We start from the raw sequence: 16,246 nt of genomic DNA, 5'->3' as shown, positions 1-16,246 counted from the left end.
TCACTCCTTGGAGCGCTGCTTTGCGCGCTCGCGAGCCTTGGTAAGCCGCGCTAATGCCGCGTCGAAGTCGGCAGAAGGGACACCCTCGACTGACCCGTACATAGCGTCGAAGGCGTCCTGGGTGTCCTGCAGGCACTGGGAGAGAAGGGAGTTCAGTTGCTGCGCCTGCGCGGGAGTAACGAGTTTCTTCGGCGGTACTGCCGCGTTACCGTCGTCGTCCTCGCCGCGAGTGGTGATGTTCAACAGTGCTGACAGCACGTAGCGCTTCCCGTAACTGACCGATGACCCGAGAGACTGAACGGCGTTCTTGCTGCCGCTCGTGTCTAGCGGGACGAGCATCGTCGTCTGCTCTCGGTGTCCGGCGCGGTGCATCAGGATTCCAGTCACCGAAACGCCAGCCTGCACCGTCTCGACGCGGAAGCTAACCGCGAAACCGAACCGCTGCATGATCGGCTTCACGATGTCGTTGATGTCTTCGAAGGTCGCGTAGTTACTGCGCTTTTGGCCGTTTACGGTGATGGCACCACGTTCGGCAATGCTCGGCAGTTCGCTTTGCATGGAGGCCATGGATGCGTTGAACTCGGCTTCCGCACCGCGGGCCTGCATCCTTTCGTGCATGGCCATCAGGCGTTCCATCTTCTCGATGTCGCACGCCGGATCGGCTGCGGCGCGTTGAATGACCTGGAGAATCGTGGCGGACTCGCCAGTCTGAACGACTGCGGCATTCTCCTGCCGCTGGGCGACTGCGTTGCTCATGGCTGACCTCAGTACTGAATGACGATGTGAGGAACCTTGCGCTGCGCGATCAGGGTGATCGCCTGCTTGGCACATTCCTCGGGCATGCCGCCGGCGATGAGTGCTGCCAGGGCCTCGTTGTTGATGGCTTTCTTGTGGGCCTTGTCGGCTTCGCGGGCGGCCGTTTCGCGCTCGATGCGGGCCTGCTCGTCGGCCTGTCGCTGGCGCTCCGCTGCAGCGGCTGCCTCAATGCGGGTCTGGGCGTCCCGCTCTGCCTGTTCGGCGCGGCGCTGGGCTTCCACCTTCTCGCGCTCTGCGTGCTCGGCCTGCAGCTTTAGTTCAAGCTCGCGGCGCTCTGCTGCTGCCTTTGCTTCTGCTTCGCGGCGAGTGGCGGCGTCTCGTTCTTCCTGGGCGCGGCGTTCAGCAGCGATGCGCTCGGCTTCAGCGGCCTCCCGGGCAATGCGCTCCTCGCGCTCTTTCTGCTCGCGGGCTGCAGCTTCGGCACGTAGGTGTTCCAGTTCTGCCTGCTCGGCTTCGTACTTCTGGCGGCCGGCCAAGGCATCCCGAAGAGTGGAGAGGCTGGCAGCCTTAACGCGATGCGCTTCAGCTTCGAACTCTTCCCAGGAGGCATCGATCACGAACGCGTCTGTTTCAGCGATTCGATTGCTGATTGAGGCGGAGTCGAATGCCTCAAGGCCGACTGAAAGCGACTTCATGTGGTCGATCGCGTCGGTGTGCTTTTCAACACGCGCCGCCTCAGCCTCTTCCCACTCCGTCAGCGGCCGGCGCACATCTGCCTGCCAGGCGTCTAGCAGATCGCGCATCCGCTTACGCTCAGCGTCGATCTTCTTCGGGACTTCCTTCAGCTCGGCGACCAGCTCCTTGCCGGCGTTGTCCAGGGCTGTCTTCGACCGTGCCACCTTGTAGGCGATGGAGGCGATAGCTTCACGGCCCTTGCGGGTGCTCACATCCGGCACGAACGAGTCGATTTCGGCCTTGATGATTTGCAGATACGGCTCCAAGCCATTCTCGGTGGAGTAGACCTGCAGGGCGGTTTCTTTGGGCGGCACGGCGGCCAGTTGCATTTCAGCAGACATGATTTCTCCGATCCGCCCGAGGGCAGAGATTGAAAGGGAAGGGGAAAGGCGCGTTACGTGCGCCACTCGGCCAATCACACCCGCTGATGATCACCGTCGTACCGACCGGCTGGAGGGGCTAGGTGCTTGGCTGCCGGGGTTAACTCCAGGCCACTCGCCGGCGAATACCTCCTACAGATATCCGCTTAGCGGCCCGCCGAGGTCGGGTGTGGAACCGGGTACTGGATGGGCTGTTCGACCGTGTGCCGCCCGGTGAGCGAGTCGGCGAACTCGATGGCCTTGAAGAAGGCGAGCATGGAGAAGAGGGCGAGGATCAGACCGTTGCGGAGGGCTTTGCGGAGCATCGTCATTCCTCCTTCCGATAGAAACCAAGGCGATTAAGCGCGGCCTCAAGGTCGTATTCGGTTGCGCCTTTGTCGGCCTCGCCAAGCAGCATCACGACGAACTTCTTGCCGCGCTCAGGCTTGAAGCCGAAGGTGAACTTCTGGCCAGACTCTTCGCCCCAGCAGATCTTCGTGAAGCTATTGACGAAAGTGGCGTCGCCGTCGAAAAGCTGAACTCCGATCATGGCGTCACCATCCCCACAAAAGCCCAGGCGAATGCCAGAACGCTGCCCACGAAAAAGGCCGCGAAGATGGTGGTCTTGGCGGCCTTGGTCAGGTCGATGGTGATTGTCATGTCGCCCTCCCGAGAATCTTGTCGGTGTGCGCCTTGTCCTGGGCCATGATGTCGGCCATCAGCCGGATGGATTCGCCGGGGGTGACGGTGCAATCCATCTCAGCCATGGCCAGAAGGCCGCGCGTGTATGAGATCTGAGATGGCGGATAGACCGAGGTAGCGCACAGTTCAATCTCGCGCTTAATGAACTCGTAGCGGGTCATGCTGCCTCCCAGTCGTCGCCGCGGTCGTAGTCATCGTCGTCGCGGTCCTGCTCAAGTTGGTCAAGAAGCCGCGCCTCAATCTCTTCGGCGTACATCTCAGATACCGATGCGCAGCCGTTGCGGCCAAGGTCTTCCGCGTTTCCTTCCTCGTCGTAGACCAGTCCAGAAACAACTTCGAACTCCAGTTCTTCCGGCTCGTCGGGATAGCAATCTTCCCAGGGGCCGCTGAACCTACCCGGGCGCCCCGGGGAATAGTCGGTGACCTTCACCGTCAGTTCGTACTGCTCGATGCTCACTGTGTAAGTCATGGCGATACCCTCCTAAGAGGAAATTAAGGGCGAACGCCGGGCACCTCCCCGGACGTGTCAGGTCTGGCCGATCAAGCCCCTCGACTCATTCGCTGTTCGGTTTCGCCGCTTCATCGAAGTGGCATCTGTAAATGAATGAATTACTGAATAAGCACTCTGCGGACGGGGCGGACGCGAAGCCCGAAGTGCTTGTAGTAGCTGTTCTGGTAGCCACCGAGGAAGTCCACGCTGAAGGCGATGTTGGCGGAGCGCTGCGAACTCGACCAGTACCACTCGCTCTCGTCCAGGTCGTTCAGGTAGCCCTGCTGCTTGGCGAACATCATCTGGTGCGATTCGAGCGCCGAGGGGATGAAGGCATCCAGCGCCAGAACCTTGGCCGCCAGTTCGCTTCCCGCTTCAGTCATGGCGCGGGTATTTGCCTCGCCGTCGCCGTGATTGGTCGCCACACTCTTGCCGTACTTGCCCCATTCGCCTTCGACTTCAGCGTCGGCGCCGAGAGCTACCAGGGCGTATTCGGAATCGCCGTACCACTGCCGAGCGAAGAAGGTGCCGCCGGCCAGGGGTTGGCCGAAGGCGGGAAGTTCTGCTGCTTTGATGGTGGTGATGGTCATTTCGGTGTCCTTGTCGGTGTTGTGTATGCGTAGGGCGCGTTAGGCTGGGGCTTTCGCTCCGCAGATGTCGCAGCGCTCGCCAGGCTGTAGGTGGCACTCGTTGCAAGGGGTCGACTGCTGCCGTGGTTGCGGGAATGGCTCAGGCTCCTGCTCTGGCGAAGAGCCGAGTCCAGCTGCGCGGCAGTCGTTCCAGCCGCGCATGTAGGCGTAGTCGGGATCGCTGCTGAATATCTCTGGCGGGGCGTCGTTGATCTGAGCTTCTGGCGAGACCTGCCAGGTGGCGGAAACCGGAATCCCCTCATTCACCAGCAGCGCATCCAGGGCGCTGAACACGTCACCCATGTAGGGCCGGTCTTGCCGGTCCGAGAAGTCCTTGCAGAGCTGCTTGACGGCGTTGACGAACTGGAGGGACAGAGGCTCCAGCTTCTCGCGAGCCTCCATCTTGGCCATCAGGGCGCGATGCTCCGCCCGGCCTTTCTCCATGCTGTCGACCAAACGATTCAGCTCCTCTGCTTCAGCCAAGGCCTCTTCTGGAGTCAGCAATTGACCGCGTGCGCTCTTGATCATGGTGTTTCTCCTGCATGTCCGGGTGTCGTTGGTGACTTCCCAATGCGCCCTGTCTCCAAGGCGCATCAGTGAAATCGTTCGTGTAGCTCGCAAACCCCCACGCCTGTTCCAGGTGGTGAGCGCATTGCGCATTTCGTACCGTCCAACAGAACTCAATTGCCGGATTCACTCGGCGCCTGTTGGCTCGTCTTCTCGTTGTTAAAGAGCGATGCTCTTCAGCAACTAGGAAGTGGCAGTAATCTGGTCGTTTTAGCCCGTGCTGGCGCATCCAGAAACCGTATGCAGAGCTCTTCGCTTCACTCGTTTGGGAGTCCAAGTCCACCCGTTTCGCCGCCTCGATCCCGCGCATTTCTGCGCTTCGCCACGAGTCCCGTCAGGCGTTTCCTGATTCGCTATCTGCTACTGCCACTACCTAGTTGTTAAAGAGCGCGGCTCGGTGGCCTGGCCGGCGGTGTGTTGCTCGGCGTTGATAAAACATTAGGCGTTCCTTCTTTGTCGGTCAATAGGTATGCCTAACTTTTTTCTTTGGGGCATGAAAAAGCCCGCGCATGGCGGGCCTGTCGTGGCGTAGAGATTTAGGCTAGCCGATCAAGAACAGTTCCAGGGCCGCCCCATTTGCTCATAAACGCGTCAAAGGAATGGCCTCCAGTCCCGCATAGGCTAGAAGCGGCCAGCATTAGGTCTGCCTTCTCGATGCGGTCGGTATCGCATTGCGCAATGCGCTTTACGAGAATCAGGAAGCGGAGGAGGTCGCCGCCATCGGCGTCTATTTGCCCGATCTCAGATGCCATGCTCCCTTGCGGAAAATCATCTATGTCGATTCCCAAGCTGCGGAAGGATGAAGTCTTAGGCCCCCAGATGCCTTCCCAGCGTGCCTTGATAATCCTTGGAAGATCGGCCGCCTCGCAGCGCTCAATTCGACCGTGCTGCTCAAGGACCTTGAGAGGGGTTCGTAGCTGCATAGTGGCTACGAACTCATTTCCATAAATCACTCGACTGGCGCCGATGGACATGCCTGGAGTTTGATACTTAGCCCTGTCTGCAAATGGAGAGTAGGAGTCGATCGCGGGGATGGGGCTATCTGGGTATTTTTGATCGGCCCAGGCCAGCAGGATTCTGTCCGGTCCGATGTATCGAATGGCGTTGGCCTTTGAAGGAGCCTCCTCTGATAAGAAGACAGCCTCAAGAAATTTGGCATCGTGGCCTACAGCCTGCTGAACCTCTCGCGAGTAGAGCGTTACGCCGCCCTTGGTGACGTTTTCGAGCGCTCGGGCTCCATATTTCTCGACGGCATCAAAAATCGCTACTTTGTCGTCATGCGTTAACCAGAGGCGGATTTCCGTTTCGCGCCCATCGACTACCTGGAGCTCAATCAACCTGTCGACTAGATCGAGACCTTCGAGCATGTCGTCATTGTCCAATGATCTGCCGGTGGCGCCGCCTCATCTGGTAACCATGATGCGGGCTTCTTCTCCATCGCCAACAGACACTGGCACCAGGATGAATCCGCCTTGATGCGATAGGCCGAATTGTGTCGGGGCCTCCCAGTTGACGCTGCTGTTGACGTAATAGCGTCCGGCGGGGACGTTTCTGAACGTGAAATATCCAGAGCCGTCAGCTTGCGTCCGATGCGAATATTGCTTCACGCGCGGATCTGGTGTCCCGGCCGGTCGATCCTCTGTGTAAGCCTGCATCAGCGTTGCCGAATATGAGGTTGCAGGGATCAGCACAACTTCGCTTCCTGCGCCAAATTTCACATCACCGCCGCGGGTTTTGAGGAAGACCTGGCCTGTGACAGTTGAGCTTCCTGACTTCTGCAGAGCTTCGTATTCGGAAGCAGGGAAGGTCCCAAATTCCAACGGCTTCACCTGGTTCCCGGCACATCCGGCAAGTGCTAGCAGAACTACTGTTGCAGCTACGGCGCGCATGAAAACCTCCTTGTCAACTAAGCAGCCTGATGTTCAAGCTCGCGTATTGATTTCGCTCCTTCGATTGATGAGCGAACCGTGATAATCCCGAAATCACGTTTATCAGCCATGTCCTGAAGCAGTAGGATCCTATCGTCGAAATTCTTCTTGGCTGCCGGCTTAAGGTTCTCTATCTGCGACTCGGATGGAACGACGAGCATCATTGTGGCGCGCTGATCATGGCGAAGGAGGGCATCATGATCCTTCAATTGCTCTAGCTTGAAGACCTTAGAGGTGGCCGCATCAAATAATTGGCTTCCGCGATAATCGACCGAAAGACTGCAGACGTTAACTGCGAGTCTAGAAGAGAAGTAATCGCACGCCATTGATATGGTCGATCCCTTGATAGATACGTCCACCATGCGCCCAAAGTGCGGCACGAGAGACTTATCCACTCGCTCCATCGCTTTTTGCACGCGTTTCCAATAGGTGCTGCGATCATGAGGCGACTTAGATTCCTCGGCATGAATCTGGCTCAAGCTAGATGTGAGGCTGATCCCCTGAAGGATTACGTCCTCGAGATCATCTCCAAGTGAGGAACGTTTCCTGCCCATGGTGATGCCATGCATCCCAGAGGAGAAGACGCCATCGAACCCCTTACTAGCAAATCGAATAGCTCGGTCCAGGGCGAGAGTCATCATCCTTTCCAGACCACTCGCAGACTCACCATAGAGGCATTCGAGCGCCTTGCGTGAGATGGCCAGTTGCCCTGATGTTTGTTTCCCATCATGAGCCACGACCGCAATGGTCAATCTTTCACCTGATTGCACTACGGGCTCCATATAGACAGGCGCCCAATAAGCCTCATAGCTTGGGAATTCGGGGAAGTCTGAGAATTCGGCGCTGTGTTCGATCACGTGCCTAGCTCCAAATGCTCTTGATTCGGGTCGATGCTTTGGCCAATAAGTCGAGGCATATGATGGATGCGCGCCTTGAGAAATTCCACAACGCTTTCGACATGATTGGCATCAACCCGGCAGTTCCCAGGAAGGCTTTTCAGCGCATGTGCGCGGAAGTCGCAATCGTTTAGAGCGATGGCTTGCTCGCTCAAAAGCTGCCCGGTGCGACGGCGCTCGAATTTTTGCACATCCGCCATGAGGCGCTTAAGCAGGTGGTTGCAGACAGTCCGATGAGGAGCGGTAAGGGGGTCGCCTAGGGCTTCTTCATGGTCAATCAGCCAGAGACGGCCATCTCCACCCATCAAAAGGTTGCGGAGGTTGCGATCGCTATTTGCGATCAATTCATCGAAGACGATGGCTGTTCGTCGATGAGCCCATTTATTGAGCAGGTCGTTGACTTCTTCAGCGCGCACCATGCGCGCAATAGGCATTGCGCCGGTGTCGACGCTCGCCAGGCACGGGACCATGTCGGCGCTTATTCCAACGTCTACGCCACGGGCGGCGACGACGGAGGTGTATGGGACAGGAAGTCCGAGGTATTTCCCCAGCGCAGAGCTGAGCATTTCGGCATACATTTGCTTTGGAGGAAGCACCTTCACATAGGCATGAAAGCGGCGCCCCTGCGAGAACTTTACTAGCCCGTAGAAAAGTGGATTCTTGCCGCGAATTTCGCGATCTTCGACCGCGTCACCGCCCAAGTAAAGACCGACCTCAGCGTCGACCAGCGGCGGATTTATCTGGCTCATCTGCACCTACACCTTCCTGTGCGAATTCTTTTTCCATGCTCAATTGGTACATTTTCAACAGATCGTCAGAGCTTTCTCCGCTTTCCTCAGCCCTGAAAGCAGACTCGAGCAAGCCCTTTGTCCGCTCAGGAACCACCACATAGTCGTCGGCTTTCTGCTTCCGGCCATGCACAAGATCATTTCTGATCCGTCGAATCTGGTCGGCTTGCTTCTTAGATAGGTCGCCTTTCAGCAAATGCTGTTGGATCAGCGTCAGCGCCGCAAATGTCTCGAGTAACTCCGCCTGCTGCCTAGCCTCAAGGGCTGCCTTCAGTGCGGCAATCGGCAAATGGGTCTTGCCTGATCCGGTTGCCATATGAAGAACAAAGTCACCTTCCTTTTGGGTGCGGCTGGCGCGATCGTCATCATCGCGCATTGGCCCCTTCCCCGTCGCAAGCCAGAGCGGTAGCACCTTTAGGAAAGCTGCAGCACTGAGCAGATTTTCCCCCTCGATGCTCTTCGTTTTTCCCGAAATCCAATCGTTTACCGACGGCGCCTTGACATGGCAGGCGCGAGCAAGGGCCGCCTGGGAAATCTTTGGCGGCCCGGCCATCACAAATTTGAGTCGTTCTTGAAGAGTGCGCATTAGGGCAGCCTAACATTCGCCATCTAAGGTATTCCTATTGACCGGAATGAAAGGCATGCCTAATATTTGCTTTATCTGACCAGCAGAGAAAGCAGACATGACCCCCAACGAGATTATCGACGCCCTTGGCGGGACATTCCGCGTGGCCGAGCTGTGCGAGGTGAAGCCGCCGTCAGTAAGCGACTGGCGCAAGCACGGGATCCCTCGCGCTCGGTTGATGTTCCTTCGAATTGCCAAACCTGAAGTCTTCGCCGACCTGGACGCGAAGGCGAAGAACCAGGCCGACCGCATCAGCAGCGCTGTTGCCTAGCCGACAGCCTAACGACCGCATGGTTGAACGCTGCTTTGCCTGCGTCATCCAGCCGGTCCTGCACCAGTTCTGAGTAGTGATTGAACGCCGGCCACACACGCATTTGCTGGCCGAGCGGGGCGGTAGAGATCAGCGCTGCGACGAAGCAGCGAAGGGCGAGCACTTCGCCCTGTAGTTCGGAGAGGTCGGCCATGGGGTGATTTCCCTGTCGGTTGATCGAGTGATGACAGGTTAGGGCCAGGAGGCCTTCGACAAAATGTCCATTTCCAGACAGCAAACCCACAGCAGCACCCGTGACTCCGTCCTGATCGCTCATGCATCCGACATGCTCAGCCGCACCAGCATGAGCAAGGAGGACTTCGCCGAGGCGCTGAGCAAGGCCCTGTATTCCATGGCTCCGGAGAAGGCCGCGGCGAAGGAAGTCCCCAATCTTGAAGAACTGACCCAGACGGCTGATCACCAGACCTATTCCCGCCTTTCTGGGGCATGGCTGAAGCGCGTACAGCGCTGGCTGGCAGCTGACACCGTGGAGTTCCCGTCCTGGATTGAAGAGGCCTGGGTTCAGTCGCTGCTGCCTGAATGGCGAGAGCGTTGCCTGATCGAGCTGGCAAGCCGCTACGGGCTTCTGGCGGTTCGTGCGGTAGGACTGGACGGCGTGTGCGCCATGACCGCCTTCAGCGGGCTGGTAGGGCACTTCGGTGACGCCGCCGGTGCTGGCGGCCAGATTCTCGCCGACGGTCGTATCGACCACATCGACGCGCCGCACCTTCCCGGTTTCGCCTTGTCCTGCCGCGCCCTGGCCGCTCACGCGGTGGCGATGGCTGAGAAGGCCGAGAAAGTCTCCGCCGAGATCGCCTGACATGACCGCCCAGGCTGAAGTGCAGAGCAAGGAGTACCACCAGGCGATGGCGATGCTCTTCGCCCGCGCAGTTCGCACCAGCTATTCCAAAGACCACAAACAAGAAGCCCGCAGGAAGTGCCTTGCGCACCTGCGGGCTTCGATTGCTCGTCCTTCGGTGGCCGCCGAGGAGAGCGCTTTCAACAATCTGACACAGGAAGCATAACCCATGAACTACGGGTTCATCTACTGCCTGGGCAATGACGCCATGCCCGGGGTCTACAAGATCGGCATGACCGAGCGAGCCCCTTCGCAGCGCTGTGCGGAACTCTCCGGTGCCACTGCCGCGCCACTTCCATTTTCCCTTCTCTTCTATGGAGAGGTGGAGAACCCGCAACAGATTGAGCGGGCCATCCATGAGCAATTCAGCCTTGAGCGCATATCACCGAGTCGTGAGTTCTTTCGAGGCCGGGCAGAGACGTATCTGAATGCTCTTCATGAATGGTGTCTCTCGGTGGCCACCACCAACGATGGCGCTTACTACCTGTCCATCGAAACCTTCCTGGACAAGATCACTGCCGCTTCCGATGAGTCGGAAAGGGTCTCAATTCTCGCAGAGCGTGCCGCCATCGATGGCATCCGGATGTGGACGGAGGATGGAAAGGTTCGATTCAACGTACCGACCCAAGACATGGTCCCGCGTTGGTTGCTCGCCTCAGCGGCAGTCTGCAAGGACATCCTGCTCAAGCACCTACCTACTGAATACCAGGCCCGCCAGAAACCGGCTCTCGTACTCGAACACCAGGAGGACTGGTAATGGCACGCGCTCGCAACATCAAACCAGGGATCATGGCCAACGAAGACTTGGCAGACCTTGATCCGCTAACTCGTCTCCTGTTCGTCTATCTCTGGATGCTCGCAGATCGGGAAGGTCGCATTGAGGATCGCCCGAAGCGTATCAAGGCAGAGGCTCTTCCCTACGACAACGTAGACGCTGACATGATGTTGGAAAACCTTGCCAAGGCTGGATTCATCCAGCGCTATGAGGTTTCCGGGGCCAAGCTCATTCAGGTGCTGAACTTCGCCAAGCATCAGACACCTCATGTCCGCGAGCAGGCCAGTTCTCTTCCCGGCAGTGGCGATAAACAGCCAAAGAAAGAACAAGTCACAACCAAGGCAGTGCCTGAGCACAACCAAGGCAGTGACGAGCAATCGCCAGGATCGCCTGATTCTCTGATTCCGGATTCTCTGATTCCAGAGGAAGAGCATGTCGACGCTTCCGCCTCGCCCCCTGCCGATCCGAAGCAGGGAGCAGAGCAAGAGCCAGACTCCGGCCAGACCGCCCAGCTGTTCCAACTTGATCGCATCCCCTACGAGAAAATCCGCGAACTGTACAACCAGGTCCTTGGCGGAAAGCTCAAGCGTTGCATGGGCCTAACCGAGGCTCACCGCAAGCACATCCGTGCCGCATACAACCTGAAGCTCGACGGTGGGTTCCCGGTGCGCGATGGCGGCCTTTCGTTCTGGGAGGGCCTGTTCAACGACGTCCTGGACTGCCCGTTCATGCTCGGCATGAACAACCGCAACTGGCGCGCCGACTTCGAGTTCCTGACTACCGCAAGCAAGATCCAGCGCTTCATGGAGGGCAAGTACGATGCTGCATGAACGCCCCCTGATCGCGATGGAAGCCGAGCATGGTGTTCTCGGCGCCCTGATGAAGCGCCCGGACCTGTGTGAGACCGTAGGCGCCTTCCTGTCGCCGGCCGACTTCAGCGAAGCCGACAACGCCCTGCTGTACACGATGATCCTCGGCTGCCACTCGAAGAAGGTCGTGCCCGATCCCCTGGCGCTGGCTGAGGTTCGTGTCGAACTGCCCAGCGGCGAACTGACCATGGTCTATGCGACTGAGCTCTGGCAGAACGTAGCCAGTTCGGCCAATGCCGAGACCTATGGTCGCATCGTGGTTGAGCGCTCCAAGGCTCGCAGCCTGTACGCCGCTGGCGAGCGTCTGATGGAGCTGGCCCAGCAGCGCGGCAAGATTCCCGAGCAGATCGCCGAGGCCCAGGGCATCGTCCTTGACCTGAACGCTCAGGATGAGCGCCCGGATGTGGTGTCCCTGCGCGAAGCAATGATCCCTGTCTTCGATGACATGGAGATTCGCCTGAACGGCACCAAGCCCATCGGCTTGAAGTTCAACCTGCCGGACCTGGACGAAGTAGTCCAAGGCCTTCGCCCAGGCAACTTGGTGATCATCGCTGGCCGACCTGGCACCGGTAAGACTGTCCTCGGGGTTGGCCTGGCCGACGAGATTGCAGTGCGCAACAAGGGCGCCGCGCTGGTCTTTTCCCTGGAGATGTCCCAGGCGGAATTGGCGAAGCGCTCTCTGTCGGCGCTGTCTGGCGTTTCTCAAGGGATGATCGACTCCGGAAAGGCTCTGCTCTGCGATGACTCCATCACCCGCATGACCGCGGCTGTGAATCACGTTGCCAATGGGGATGTGCGCATCTGCGACAAGGGCGCGCTGACCTTTAGCCGCATCTGCGCCATTGCTCGCTTCGAGAACCGCGCGAAGCCGCTGAGCCTGATCGTCATCGACTACCTAGGCCTGATTGCCCCTGAGCCGAATAGCCGGCTGCAGAACCGCAACCAGGAGCTGGGCGCCATCAGTCGCGGCCTGAAGGCCCTGGCCAAGGAGCTTGGTGTGCCGGTAGTCGCCCTGGCCCAACTCAACCGCAGCATCGAAACCCGTGCTGACGCCAAGCCGAAGATGAGCGACCTCCGCGATTCCGGCGAGATCGAGCAGGACGCCGACGTGATCATCATGGCGCACCGCGACATGAACTCCCCGCATGGCCAGAACGGGATCACCGAGCTGGACGTCGTGAAGTGCCGCCATGCGAAGCCTGGATTCTGCCTGCTGCAGTTCCAGGGCGAGTTCGCTCGCTTCGTCAGCTGCGCCCAGCAGCGTGAGGAACAGCAACAGCAGCAGGCCAAGCCGCAACGGCCCTCGGCCAAGTCGATGATGGCCAACTATCAGCCGCGAGGTGTCCAGTGATGATCGCGTCCTACTTCCTGATCGTTCTGTTCCTCGGCCCCAAGGGCGAGGCAATGACCAACGTCCCGATGGAGAGCTTGGATCAATGCAAGACCGCAGCTGCTCAGGCGAAGACTGAGCTCGAAGGCACCTTCACCCTGGTGCGCACCTCCTGCCTGAGGGCCGCCCAATGAAACGATCCTGGACCGTGATTCTGCCGGGCTATCCGCCCTTCGTTCTCATCCTGATGGAAGACTGCGACCCGCTGCAGGTCGTGCAGTCGATCTGGCCGAATGCGGAGGTGGCGTGATGACTGATAAGTACCTCGCTGCCATCGTTCGCCATGAGCGGGCAGCCCAGGCAAACACCCGTCTCAGTCGCGAGATCGGGGAAGCCCTGGCGAAATGCCCGGTCAACGTCGAGCTCGGGAAATGGGAAACCACGCAGACGCGCCGTGCGGAGCTCACCGCTCAGGGCGGCCGCTCCAAGACGCACGTCTGGATGGCCCTGAATTTCACCGATATTGGCAGTCATGGATATCCCGTCCGACTCCACATGGAGGAGATTGCCGATTTTCTGGCCGAAGACCCGGTATGCGAGCACTGCCAGAGGGCATGGCAACTCGTCATCCAGCGCAAACAGACTCGCGAAGAGCTTGGTAACGCCAAGCGCGCGATTCGGAACATCGGCCGCGCCGCTCTGGCGAAGGAGGCTCTCCATGGCTGAGTTCGAGATCGAGTACATCCACAACGGCGCCCACCGGGTGGCGATCATCCTCGCCGACGACCACCGCGACGCCTACCAGGCATTCGAGTCGATGAAGTCCAACGGCGTGATAGGCGACGAGATCGTCGAGCGCGGCGATGCCGGCATCGATGTAGAGAGGAGGGCGTGCAATGGCTGAGGCGATTGTGACCGTCTACCTGGTTGGCTGTTTCCTGACGGCCCTTGCTGCCGGCAGCAGCCGGCCGTGGCGTTGCATCCTGCTGTGGCCGATCTTCTGGCTCTACATCCTGATGCTGCTGGCCGAGATGGCGTTGGAGGACCAACACCATGGCTGATACCCAGAAGATCAGCGTGAATAGCTCACTGAAGCTGTCCCAGGCCATCAGTACCCTTACCGCCATGTACAAGCAGAACCGCTTCGTCGTGGTGTCGATGCGCCCGGGCAAGGATCGCACCCTGGATCAGAACGCCCTCTGGTTCGCCATGTACCAGCGCATCTCCGACCAGATGGGCATGGACGACGTCGAGGATGCGCGCCGGTACTGCAAGCTGCACTTCGGCGTGCCGATCATGCGCAAGGCCGACGCCGACTTCCGTGACGACTGGAACCGCATCTGCCTCGACCTTCCCTACGAGGTGAAGATCCGTCTCATGGGCCCGTGCGCCATGTTCGGCCCGGACGGCTTCCCGGTAACCCGCCTGTTCAATCGCGCCCAGGGCATTGCCTACACCGACGCCATCGCCGCCGAGTTCTCGGAGAAGGGCGTGGTCTTCGACGATCTGCTGAGTGAGGTGGCGGCATGAGCAAGTTCAAGGCTGGCGATCTCGCTCTGGTAGTTGGCTGCAGCATCAATCCGGAGAACATCGGAAAGGTGGTTGAAGTGACCACGAGAGTTCTCCCAGGCGACATCGTCGAATGTCCCGATGGGATAACGCGGCTGATTTCGAAAGATGCAAATGGTCCTTGCTGGATCGTTCAGGGCGGAAACTTCATATCGTTCACCGGAAGGTCGTGGGGCATGGTCAATGAGCGCTACCTCATGCCCCTCCGCGGCGACTTCCAGCCCGAGCAGCAGAAGGCGAAGGAGGTCAGCGTATGAGGTTCTGGACGTGGCTGAAGAAGTTCGCCGAGCGCAAAGAGCGCCAGTGCTGGCTTGAGACGCGCTTCAGCGACCAGATGTGCCCCCACTGTAAGACGTGGCAGGGGAACTGCGGCGGGTGGGCTGGTTCGGTAGAGGTCGACCAGATGCACGACCGCCTGACCTGCGGTAAGTGCGGCCAGGACTCCACATGGTTCATGGGCGCACCTGTCTTGATCCTGGTGGATCCAAAGGAGGCGAAATGACGCTCTCCACCCGCCAGCCCAAGGCAAAGAAGTGCGCCGTGCAGACCTGCCGCGCCCCCTTCGTCCCGGCCAAGGGCTTTCAGACCTGGTGCAGCACTGACTGCGCCATCGTCCTCGCCAACGAGAAGCTCGCCAGGAAGCAAGCCAGAGAGCGCAAGTCGATCGAGCGGCGGGAACGCCGTGAGATCAAGGTGCGCCGGGAGAAGCTGAAGAGTAGGGCAGATCACCTGAAGGACTGCCAGGCCGCGTTCAACGCCTATATCCGTCTCAGGGACGCGCATCTTCCCTGCGTGAGCTGCGGCCGCCAGGCCACATGGGATGGCCAATGGCACGCTTCGCACTATCGCAGCGTTGGATCCACGCCGGCGCTGCGCTTCGACCCGCGCAACGTGCATCGTGCCTGCTCCATCTGCAACTCCCACCTGAGCGGCAACATCATGGGATACCGGCCTGAACTGGTACGCCGCGTTGGTGAGGAGGTTGTGCTCTGGATCGAGGGGCCGCATGACCCGCAGAAATGGACCGTCGACGAGATCAAGGCAAAAACGGCCGAATTCCGCGCCAAGGTGCGCGAGCTGAAAAGGGGAACAGCCGCATGAAGCTCAATAGCGCACGCACAGCCTGGCACGACTGCCTCCACGCTGCGGAGAGTGGTAACGCCGCCCACTTCGCGATGATCCAGGAGCTCGGGGTGGCGGTGCAGAAGTCGGAGATCAACCGTTCGGTTGCCGCCTGCGTCCACCGCACGCTGGCCGGCATGGTGCAGACAGCTATCTGCACTCTTCCTGTTGGGCTCCAGGTGTTCGGACATCACCTCTACGCACCGGAAGGCCGCATGGGCTGCCCGGATGACCTGCGGGAGCGGTCGGAGCGGATGGTCTTTGACGTGGCCTACAGCCGTGGCGAGCGCATGTATGCCAAGCGCATCCCAAAGGCCGAAGCAGTCGCCGCCGGCGTACTGTTCCGCTATCGCCGGATGCACCAGGGCGGGCAGAGCTCAGGCGTCGATCCTCTGTCCTCTCCGGAGGCTTTCAGGGCATGGCTGCTGGCTGAGCGAGGCGCACTGCTCGCCAGTGAGTCATGGAGTCGTGAGTGGGGCGGGTTTGTCGATGCTTGCTTCCTCGCCTGCGACGACCTGGATAAGGCCGCATTGGCGCCGGTAAGCCAGGCAATCAACCTCATGTGCGAGGCAGCGTAAGATCGAAACGATATAGCATTGCCAAATATCTCGGGTGGCGCTATGCTCCTCCCATAACTCGAACTTCCCCCTGAAGAAGTTCAACCCCCAAAGCCCCAGCCAATCGCTGGGGCTTTGTCGTTTTCGGAGATCAGGATGAGCCTCGAAGCCCGCATCAAGCGCTGGTACTACGAGGCGCAGAGACGCGGAATCACGCTCCATAGCATCCTGATCCACCCCAACGACTACGACCGAGCCTGCCGGGAATTTCCGTTCCTGCCAATTCGCGTGCTCGGACAATCACAGATTTCCGCGCGCTCCCCAGCGCCCTCTGCCGGGCCTATCTAGTACGTCCCCGGCGTTTTCTTCCTGGAGACACG

Annotated in this window: 30 protein-coding genes; 16 read left to right on the top strand and 14 right to left on the bottom strand. The window is 59.4% G+C overall.

What is annotated here, in order from left to right:
• From ACKI1H_RS27215 to ACKI1H_RS27155, 13 genes are all read right to left on the bottom strand, one after another.
• Positions 1–756: an ERF family protein gene (locus tag ACKI1H_RS27215; protein ID WP_440466920.1), complete on the bottom strand. Its 756-nt coding sequence runs from the start codon at positions 754–756 to the stop codon at positions 1–3.
• A gap of 8 nt (positions 757–764) precedes the next feature.
• Entirely contained in the window at positions 765–1,832 is a 1,068-nt protein-coding gene (locus tag ACKI1H_RS27210) for a hypothetical protein (RefSeq protein ID WP_440466919.1), read from the bottom strand.
• Between the two features lie 185 nt (positions 1,833–2,017).
• Positions 2,018–2,176, bottom strand: a complete 159-nt coding sequence (locus tag ACKI1H_RS27205; RefSeq protein WP_440466918.1) for a hypothetical protein — start codon at positions 2,174–2,176, stop codon at positions 2,018–2,020.
• A 2-nt stretch (positions 2,177–2,178) separates the two neighbouring features.
• Positions 2,179–2,400, bottom strand: a complete 222-nt coding sequence (locus ACKI1H_RS27200; protein ID WP_440466917.1) for a hypothetical protein — start codon at positions 2,398–2,400, stop codon at positions 2,179–2,181.
• A gap of 106 nt (positions 2,401–2,506) precedes the next feature.
• On the bottom strand, positions 2,507–2,713 hold the full coding sequence (locus ACKI1H_RS27195; RefSeq protein WP_440466916.1) for a hypothetical protein: 207 nt from the start codon (positions 2,711–2,713) through the stop codon (positions 2,507–2,509).
• A complete protein-coding gene (locus tag ACKI1H_RS27190) occupies positions 2,710–3,021 on the bottom strand; it encodes a hypothetical protein (protein WP_440466915.1) in 312 nt (103 codons plus the stop codon). Before ACKI1H_RS27190 ends, ACKI1H_RS27195 begins: the two co-directional genes overlap by 4 nt.
• 140 nt (positions 3,022–3,161) lie before the next feature.
• Complete coding sequence (locus ACKI1H_RS27185; protein ID WP_440466914.1) at positions 3,162–3,632, bottom strand: hypothetical protein; 471 nt, start codon at positions 3,630–3,632, stop codon at positions 3,162–3,164.
• 39 nt (positions 3,633–3,671) lie between these two features.
• Complete coding sequence (locus ACKI1H_RS27180; RefSeq protein ID WP_440466913.1) at positions 3,672–4,199, bottom strand: hypothetical protein; 528 nt, start codon at positions 4,197–4,199, stop codon at positions 3,672–3,674.
• A gap of 575 nt (positions 4,200–4,774) precedes the next feature.
• Positions 4,775–5,605 carry a hypothetical protein gene (locus ACKI1H_RS27175; protein ID WP_440466912.1) on the bottom strand — a complete coding sequence of 277 codons (831 nt, stop codon included), beginning with the start codon at positions 5,603–5,605 and terminating at the stop codon, positions 4,775–4,777.
• A 36-nt stretch (positions 5,606–5,641) separates the two neighbouring features.
• The gene (locus ACKI1H_RS27170; protein ID WP_440466911.1) at positions 5,642–6,127 is read right to left on the bottom strand and encodes a hypothetical protein; all 486 of its coding nucleotides are present in this window, start codon (positions 6,125–6,127) and stop codon (positions 5,642–5,644) included.
• A gap of 17 nt (positions 6,128–6,144) precedes the next feature.
• Positions 6,145–7,023: a hypothetical protein gene (locus ACKI1H_RS27165; RefSeq protein ID WP_440466910.1), complete on the bottom strand. Its 879-nt coding sequence runs from the start codon at positions 7,021–7,023 to the stop codon at positions 6,145–6,147.
• Positions 7,020–7,811, bottom strand: coding sequence for a HipA family kinase (locus tag ACKI1H_RS27160; RefSeq protein ID WP_440466909.1), 792 nt, complete (start codon positions 7,809–7,811; stop codon positions 7,020–7,022). Before ACKI1H_RS27160 ends, ACKI1H_RS27165 begins: the two co-directional genes overlap by 4 nt.
• On the bottom strand, positions 7,777–8,436 hold the full coding sequence (locus tag ACKI1H_RS27155; RefSeq protein ID WP_440466908.1) for a DEAD/DEAH box helicase family protein: 660 nt from the start codon (positions 8,434–8,436) through the stop codon (positions 7,777–7,779). The genes ACKI1H_RS27160 and ACKI1H_RS27155 overlap by 35 nt, the downstream gene beginning before the upstream one ends.
• A 97-nt stretch (positions 8,437–8,533) precedes the next feature.
• Here ACKI1H_RS27155 and ACKI1H_RS27150 point away from each other — a divergent pair, with 97 nt between their 5' ends.
• Positions 8,534–8,746, top strand: a complete 213-nt coding sequence (locus tag ACKI1H_RS27150) for a hypothetical protein (protein WP_440466907.1) — start codon at positions 8,534–8,536, stop codon at positions 8,744–8,746.
• Here ACKI1H_RS27150 and ACKI1H_RS27145 read toward each other — a convergent pair.
• Complete coding sequence (locus ACKI1H_RS27145) at positions 8,727–8,939, bottom strand: hypothetical protein (RefSeq protein ID WP_440466906.1); 213 nt, start codon at positions 8,937–8,939, stop codon at positions 8,727–8,729. The two genes, ACKI1H_RS27150 and ACKI1H_RS27145, sit on opposite strands and share 20 nt — an antisense overlap.
• 63 nt (positions 8,940–9,002) lie before the next feature.
• On the opposite strand from ACKI1H_RS27145, the gene ACKI1H_RS27140 reads away from it, so the two are divergent.
• From ACKI1H_RS27140 to ACKI1H_RS27070, 15 genes are all read left to right on the top strand, one after another.
• Positions 9,003–9,605: a hypothetical protein gene (locus tag ACKI1H_RS27140; RefSeq protein WP_440466905.1), complete on the top strand. Its 603-nt coding sequence runs from the start codon at positions 9,003–9,005 to the stop codon at positions 9,603–9,605.
• A gap of 1 nt (position 9,606) precedes the next feature.
• Positions 9,607–9,810 carry a hypothetical protein gene (locus ACKI1H_RS27135; protein WP_440466904.1) on the top strand — a complete coding sequence of 68 codons (204 nt, stop codon included), beginning with the start codon at positions 9,607–9,609 and terminating at the stop codon, positions 9,808–9,810.
• A gap of 3 nt (positions 9,811–9,813) precedes the next feature.
• Complete coding sequence (locus ACKI1H_RS27130) at positions 9,814–10,401, top strand: GIY-YIG nuclease family protein (RefSeq protein ID WP_440466903.1); 588 nt, start codon at positions 9,814–9,816, stop codon at positions 10,399–10,401.
• A complete protein-coding gene (locus tag ACKI1H_RS27125) occupies positions 10,401–11,249 on the top strand; it encodes a hypothetical protein (protein WP_440466902.1) in 849 nt (282 codons plus the stop codon). Before ACKI1H_RS27130 ends, ACKI1H_RS27125 begins: the two co-directional genes overlap by 1 nt.
• Positions 11,239–12,639 (top strand): DnaB-like helicase C-terminal domain-containing protein, encoded by a 1,401-nt coding sequence (locus tag ACKI1H_RS27120; RefSeq protein WP_440466901.1) that lies wholly within the window; start codon positions 11,239–11,241, stop codon positions 12,637–12,639. The genes ACKI1H_RS27125 and ACKI1H_RS27120 overlap by 11 nt, the downstream gene beginning before the upstream one ends.
• Positions 12,639–12,812, top strand: a complete 174-nt coding sequence (locus ACKI1H_RS27115; protein ID WP_440466900.1) for a hypothetical protein — start codon at positions 12,639–12,641, stop codon at positions 12,810–12,812. The genes ACKI1H_RS27120 and ACKI1H_RS27115 overlap by 1 nt, the downstream gene beginning before the upstream one ends.
• A gap of 115 nt (positions 12,813–12,927) precedes the next feature.
• A complete protein-coding gene (locus ACKI1H_RS27110; protein WP_440466899.1) occupies positions 12,928–13,344 on the top strand; it encodes a hypothetical protein in 417 nt (138 codons plus the stop codon).
• Complete coding sequence (locus tag ACKI1H_RS27105; RefSeq protein WP_440466898.1) at positions 13,337–13,522, top strand: hypothetical protein; 186 nt, start codon at positions 13,337–13,339, stop codon at positions 13,520–13,522. Before ACKI1H_RS27110 ends, ACKI1H_RS27105 begins: the two co-directional genes overlap by 8 nt.
• Positions 13,515–13,679: a hypothetical protein gene (locus tag ACKI1H_RS27100; RefSeq protein ID WP_440466897.1), complete on the top strand. Its 165-nt coding sequence runs from the start codon at positions 13,515–13,517 to the stop codon at positions 13,677–13,679. The genes ACKI1H_RS27105 and ACKI1H_RS27100 overlap by 8 nt, the downstream gene beginning before the upstream one ends.
• A complete protein-coding gene (locus ACKI1H_RS27095; protein WP_440466896.1) occupies positions 13,672–14,148 on the top strand; it encodes a hypothetical protein in 477 nt (158 codons plus the stop codon). Before ACKI1H_RS27100 ends, ACKI1H_RS27095 begins: the two co-directional genes overlap by 8 nt.
• Positions 14,145–14,444 carry a hypothetical protein gene (locus ACKI1H_RS27090; RefSeq protein ID WP_440466895.1) on the top strand — a complete coding sequence of 100 codons (300 nt, stop codon included), beginning with the start codon at positions 14,145–14,147 and terminating at the stop codon, positions 14,442–14,444. The genes ACKI1H_RS27095 and ACKI1H_RS27090 overlap by 4 nt, the downstream gene beginning before the upstream one ends.
• Positions 14,441–14,689, top strand: a complete 249-nt coding sequence (locus ACKI1H_RS27085) for a hypothetical protein (RefSeq protein ID WP_440466894.1) — start codon at positions 14,441–14,443, stop codon at positions 14,687–14,689. Before ACKI1H_RS27090 ends, ACKI1H_RS27085 begins: the two co-directional genes overlap by 4 nt.
• Positions 14,686–15,288 carry a recombination protein NinG gene (locus ACKI1H_RS27080; RefSeq protein WP_440466893.1) on the top strand — a complete coding sequence of 201 codons (603 nt, stop codon included), beginning with the start codon at positions 14,686–14,688 and terminating at the stop codon, positions 15,286–15,288. Before ACKI1H_RS27085 ends, ACKI1H_RS27080 begins: the two co-directional genes overlap by 4 nt.
• A complete protein-coding gene (locus ACKI1H_RS27075; RefSeq protein ID WP_440466892.1) occupies positions 15,285–15,887 on the top strand; it encodes a hypothetical protein in 603 nt (200 codons plus the stop codon). The genes ACKI1H_RS27080 and ACKI1H_RS27075 overlap by 4 nt, the downstream gene beginning before the upstream one ends.
• Positions 15,888–16,022: 135 nt before the next feature.
• A complete protein-coding gene (locus ACKI1H_RS27070; RefSeq protein WP_440466891.1) occupies positions 16,023–16,214 on the top strand; it encodes a hypothetical protein in 192 nt (63 codons plus the stop codon).
• Positions 16,215–16,246: the final 32 nt, after the last annotated feature.

It is taken from the genome of Pseudomonas sp. YH-1 (assembly GCF_051990045.1).
GTDB classification, from domain to species: Bacteria; Pseudomonadota; Gammaproteobacteria; order Pseudomonadales; family Pseudomonadaceae; genus Pseudomonas; species Pseudomonas nicosulfuronedens.
Note: the sequence above shows the minus strand (reverse complement) of the source record. Positions and strands in the feature narration are given on the sequence as shown.

Bases quoted from the DNA above. Each gene is read 5' to 3' on its own strand.
- ACKI1H_RS27145 (WP_440466906.1), bottom strand. From the start codon at position 8,939: ATGGCCGACCTCTCCGAACTACAGGGCGAAGTGCTCGCCCTTCGCTGC.
- ACKI1H_RS27150 (WP_440466907.1), top strand. From the start codon at position 8,534: ATGACCCCCAACGAGATTATCGACGCCCTTGGCGGGACATTCCGCGTG.
- ACKI1H_RS27170 (WP_440466911.1), bottom strand. From the start codon at position 6,127: ATGCGCGCCGTAGCTGCAACAGTAGTTCTGCTAGCACTTGCCGGATGT.
- ACKI1H_RS27200 (WP_440466917.1), bottom strand. From the start codon at position 2,400: ATGATCGGAGTTCAGCTTTTCGACGGCGACGCCACTTTCGTCAATAGC.
- ACKI1H_RS27205 (WP_440466918.1), bottom strand. From the start codon at position 2,176: ATGCTCCGCAAAGCCCTCCGCAACGGTCTGATCCTCGCCCTCTTCTCC.
- ACKI1H_RS27095 (WP_440466896.1), top strand. From the start codon at position 13,672: ATGGCTGATACCCAGAAGATCAGCGTGAATAGCTCACTGAAGCTGTCC.
- ACKI1H_RS27105 (WP_440466898.1), top strand. From the start codon at position 13,337: ATGGCTGAGTTCGAGATCGAGTACATCCACAACGGCGCCCACCGGGTG.
- ACKI1H_RS27120 (WP_440466901.1), top strand. From the start codon at position 11,239: ATGCTGCATGAACGCCCCCTGATCGCGATGGAAGCCGAGCATGGTGTT.
- ACKI1H_RS27090 (WP_440466895.1), top strand. From the start codon at position 14,145: ATGAGCAAGTTCAAGGCTGGCGATCTCGCTCTGGTAGTTGGCTGCAGC.
- ACKI1H_RS27080 (WP_440466893.1), top strand. From the start codon at position 14,686: ATGACGCTCTCCACCCGCCAGCCCAAGGCAAAGAAGTGCGCCGTGCAG.
- ACKI1H_RS27130 (WP_440466903.1), top strand. From the start codon at position 9,814: ATGAACTACGGGTTCATCTACTGCCTGGGCAATGACGCCATGCCCGGG.
- ACKI1H_RS27085 (WP_440466894.1), top strand. From the start codon at position 14,441: ATGAGGTTCTGGACGTGGCTGAAGAAGTTCGCCGAGCGCAAAGAGCGC.
- ACKI1H_RS27185 (WP_440466914.1), bottom strand. From the start codon at position 3,632: ATGACCATCACCACCATCAAAGCAGCAGAACTTCCCGCCTTCGGCCAA.
- ACKI1H_RS27075 (WP_440466892.1), top strand. From the start codon at position 15,285: ATGAAGCTCAATAGCGCACGCACAGCCTGGCACGACTGCCTCCACGCT.
- ACKI1H_RS27215 (WP_440466920.1), bottom strand. From the start codon at position 756: ATGAGCAACGCAGTCGCCCAGCGGCAGGAGAATGCCGCAGTCGTTCAG.
- ACKI1H_RS27180 (WP_440466913.1), bottom strand. From the start codon at position 4,199: ATGATCAAGAGCGCACGCGGTCAATTGCTGACTCCAGAAGAGGCCTTG.
- ACKI1H_RS27195 (WP_440466916.1), bottom strand. From the start codon at position 2,713: ATGACCCGCTACGAGTTCATTAAGCGCGAGATTGAACTGTGCGCTACC.
- ACKI1H_RS27115 (WP_440466900.1), top strand. From the start codon at position 12,639: ATGATCGCGTCCTACTTCCTGATCGTTCTGTTCCTCGGCCCCAAGGGC.
- ACKI1H_RS27110 (WP_440466899.1), top strand. From the start codon at position 12,928: ATGACTGATAAGTACCTCGCTGCCATCGTTCGCCATGAGCGGGCAGCC.
- ACKI1H_RS27125 (WP_440466902.1), top strand. From the start codon at position 10,401: ATGGCACGCGCTCGCAACATCAAACCAGGGATCATGGCCAACGAAGAC.
- ACKI1H_RS27135 (WP_440466904.1), top strand. From the start codon at position 9,607: ATGACCGCCCAGGCTGAAGTGCAGAGCAAGGAGTACCACCAGGCGATG.
- ACKI1H_RS27175 (WP_440466912.1), bottom strand. From the start codon at position 5,605: ATGCTCGAAGGTCTCGATCTAGTCGACAGGTTGATTGAGCTCCAGGTA.
- ACKI1H_RS27100 (WP_440466897.1), top strand. From the start codon at position 13,515: ATGGCTGAGGCGATTGTGACCGTCTACCTGGTTGGCTGTTTCCTGACG.
- ACKI1H_RS27190 (WP_440466915.1), bottom strand. From the start codon at position 3,021: ATGACTTACACAGTGAGCATCGAGCAGTACGAACTGACGGTGAAGGTC.
- ACKI1H_RS27070 (WP_440466891.1), top strand. From the start codon at position 16,023: ATGAGCCTCGAAGCCCGCATCAAGCGCTGGTACTACGAGGCGCAGAGA.
- ACKI1H_RS27155 (WP_440466908.1), bottom strand. From the start codon at position 8,436: ATGCGCACTCTTCAAGAACGACTCAAATTTGTGATGGCCGGGCCGCCA.
- ACKI1H_RS27210 (WP_440466919.1), bottom strand. From the start codon at position 1,832: ATGTCTGCTGAAATGCAACTGGCCGCCGTGCCGCCCAAAGAAACCGCC.
- ACKI1H_RS27160 (WP_440466909.1), bottom strand. From the start codon at position 7,811: ATGAGCCAGATAAATCCGCCGCTGGTCGACGCTGAGGTCGGTCTTTAC.
- ACKI1H_RS27140 (WP_440466905.1), top strand. From the start codon at position 9,003: ATGTCCATTTCCAGACAGCAAACCCACAGCAGCACCCGTGACTCCGTC.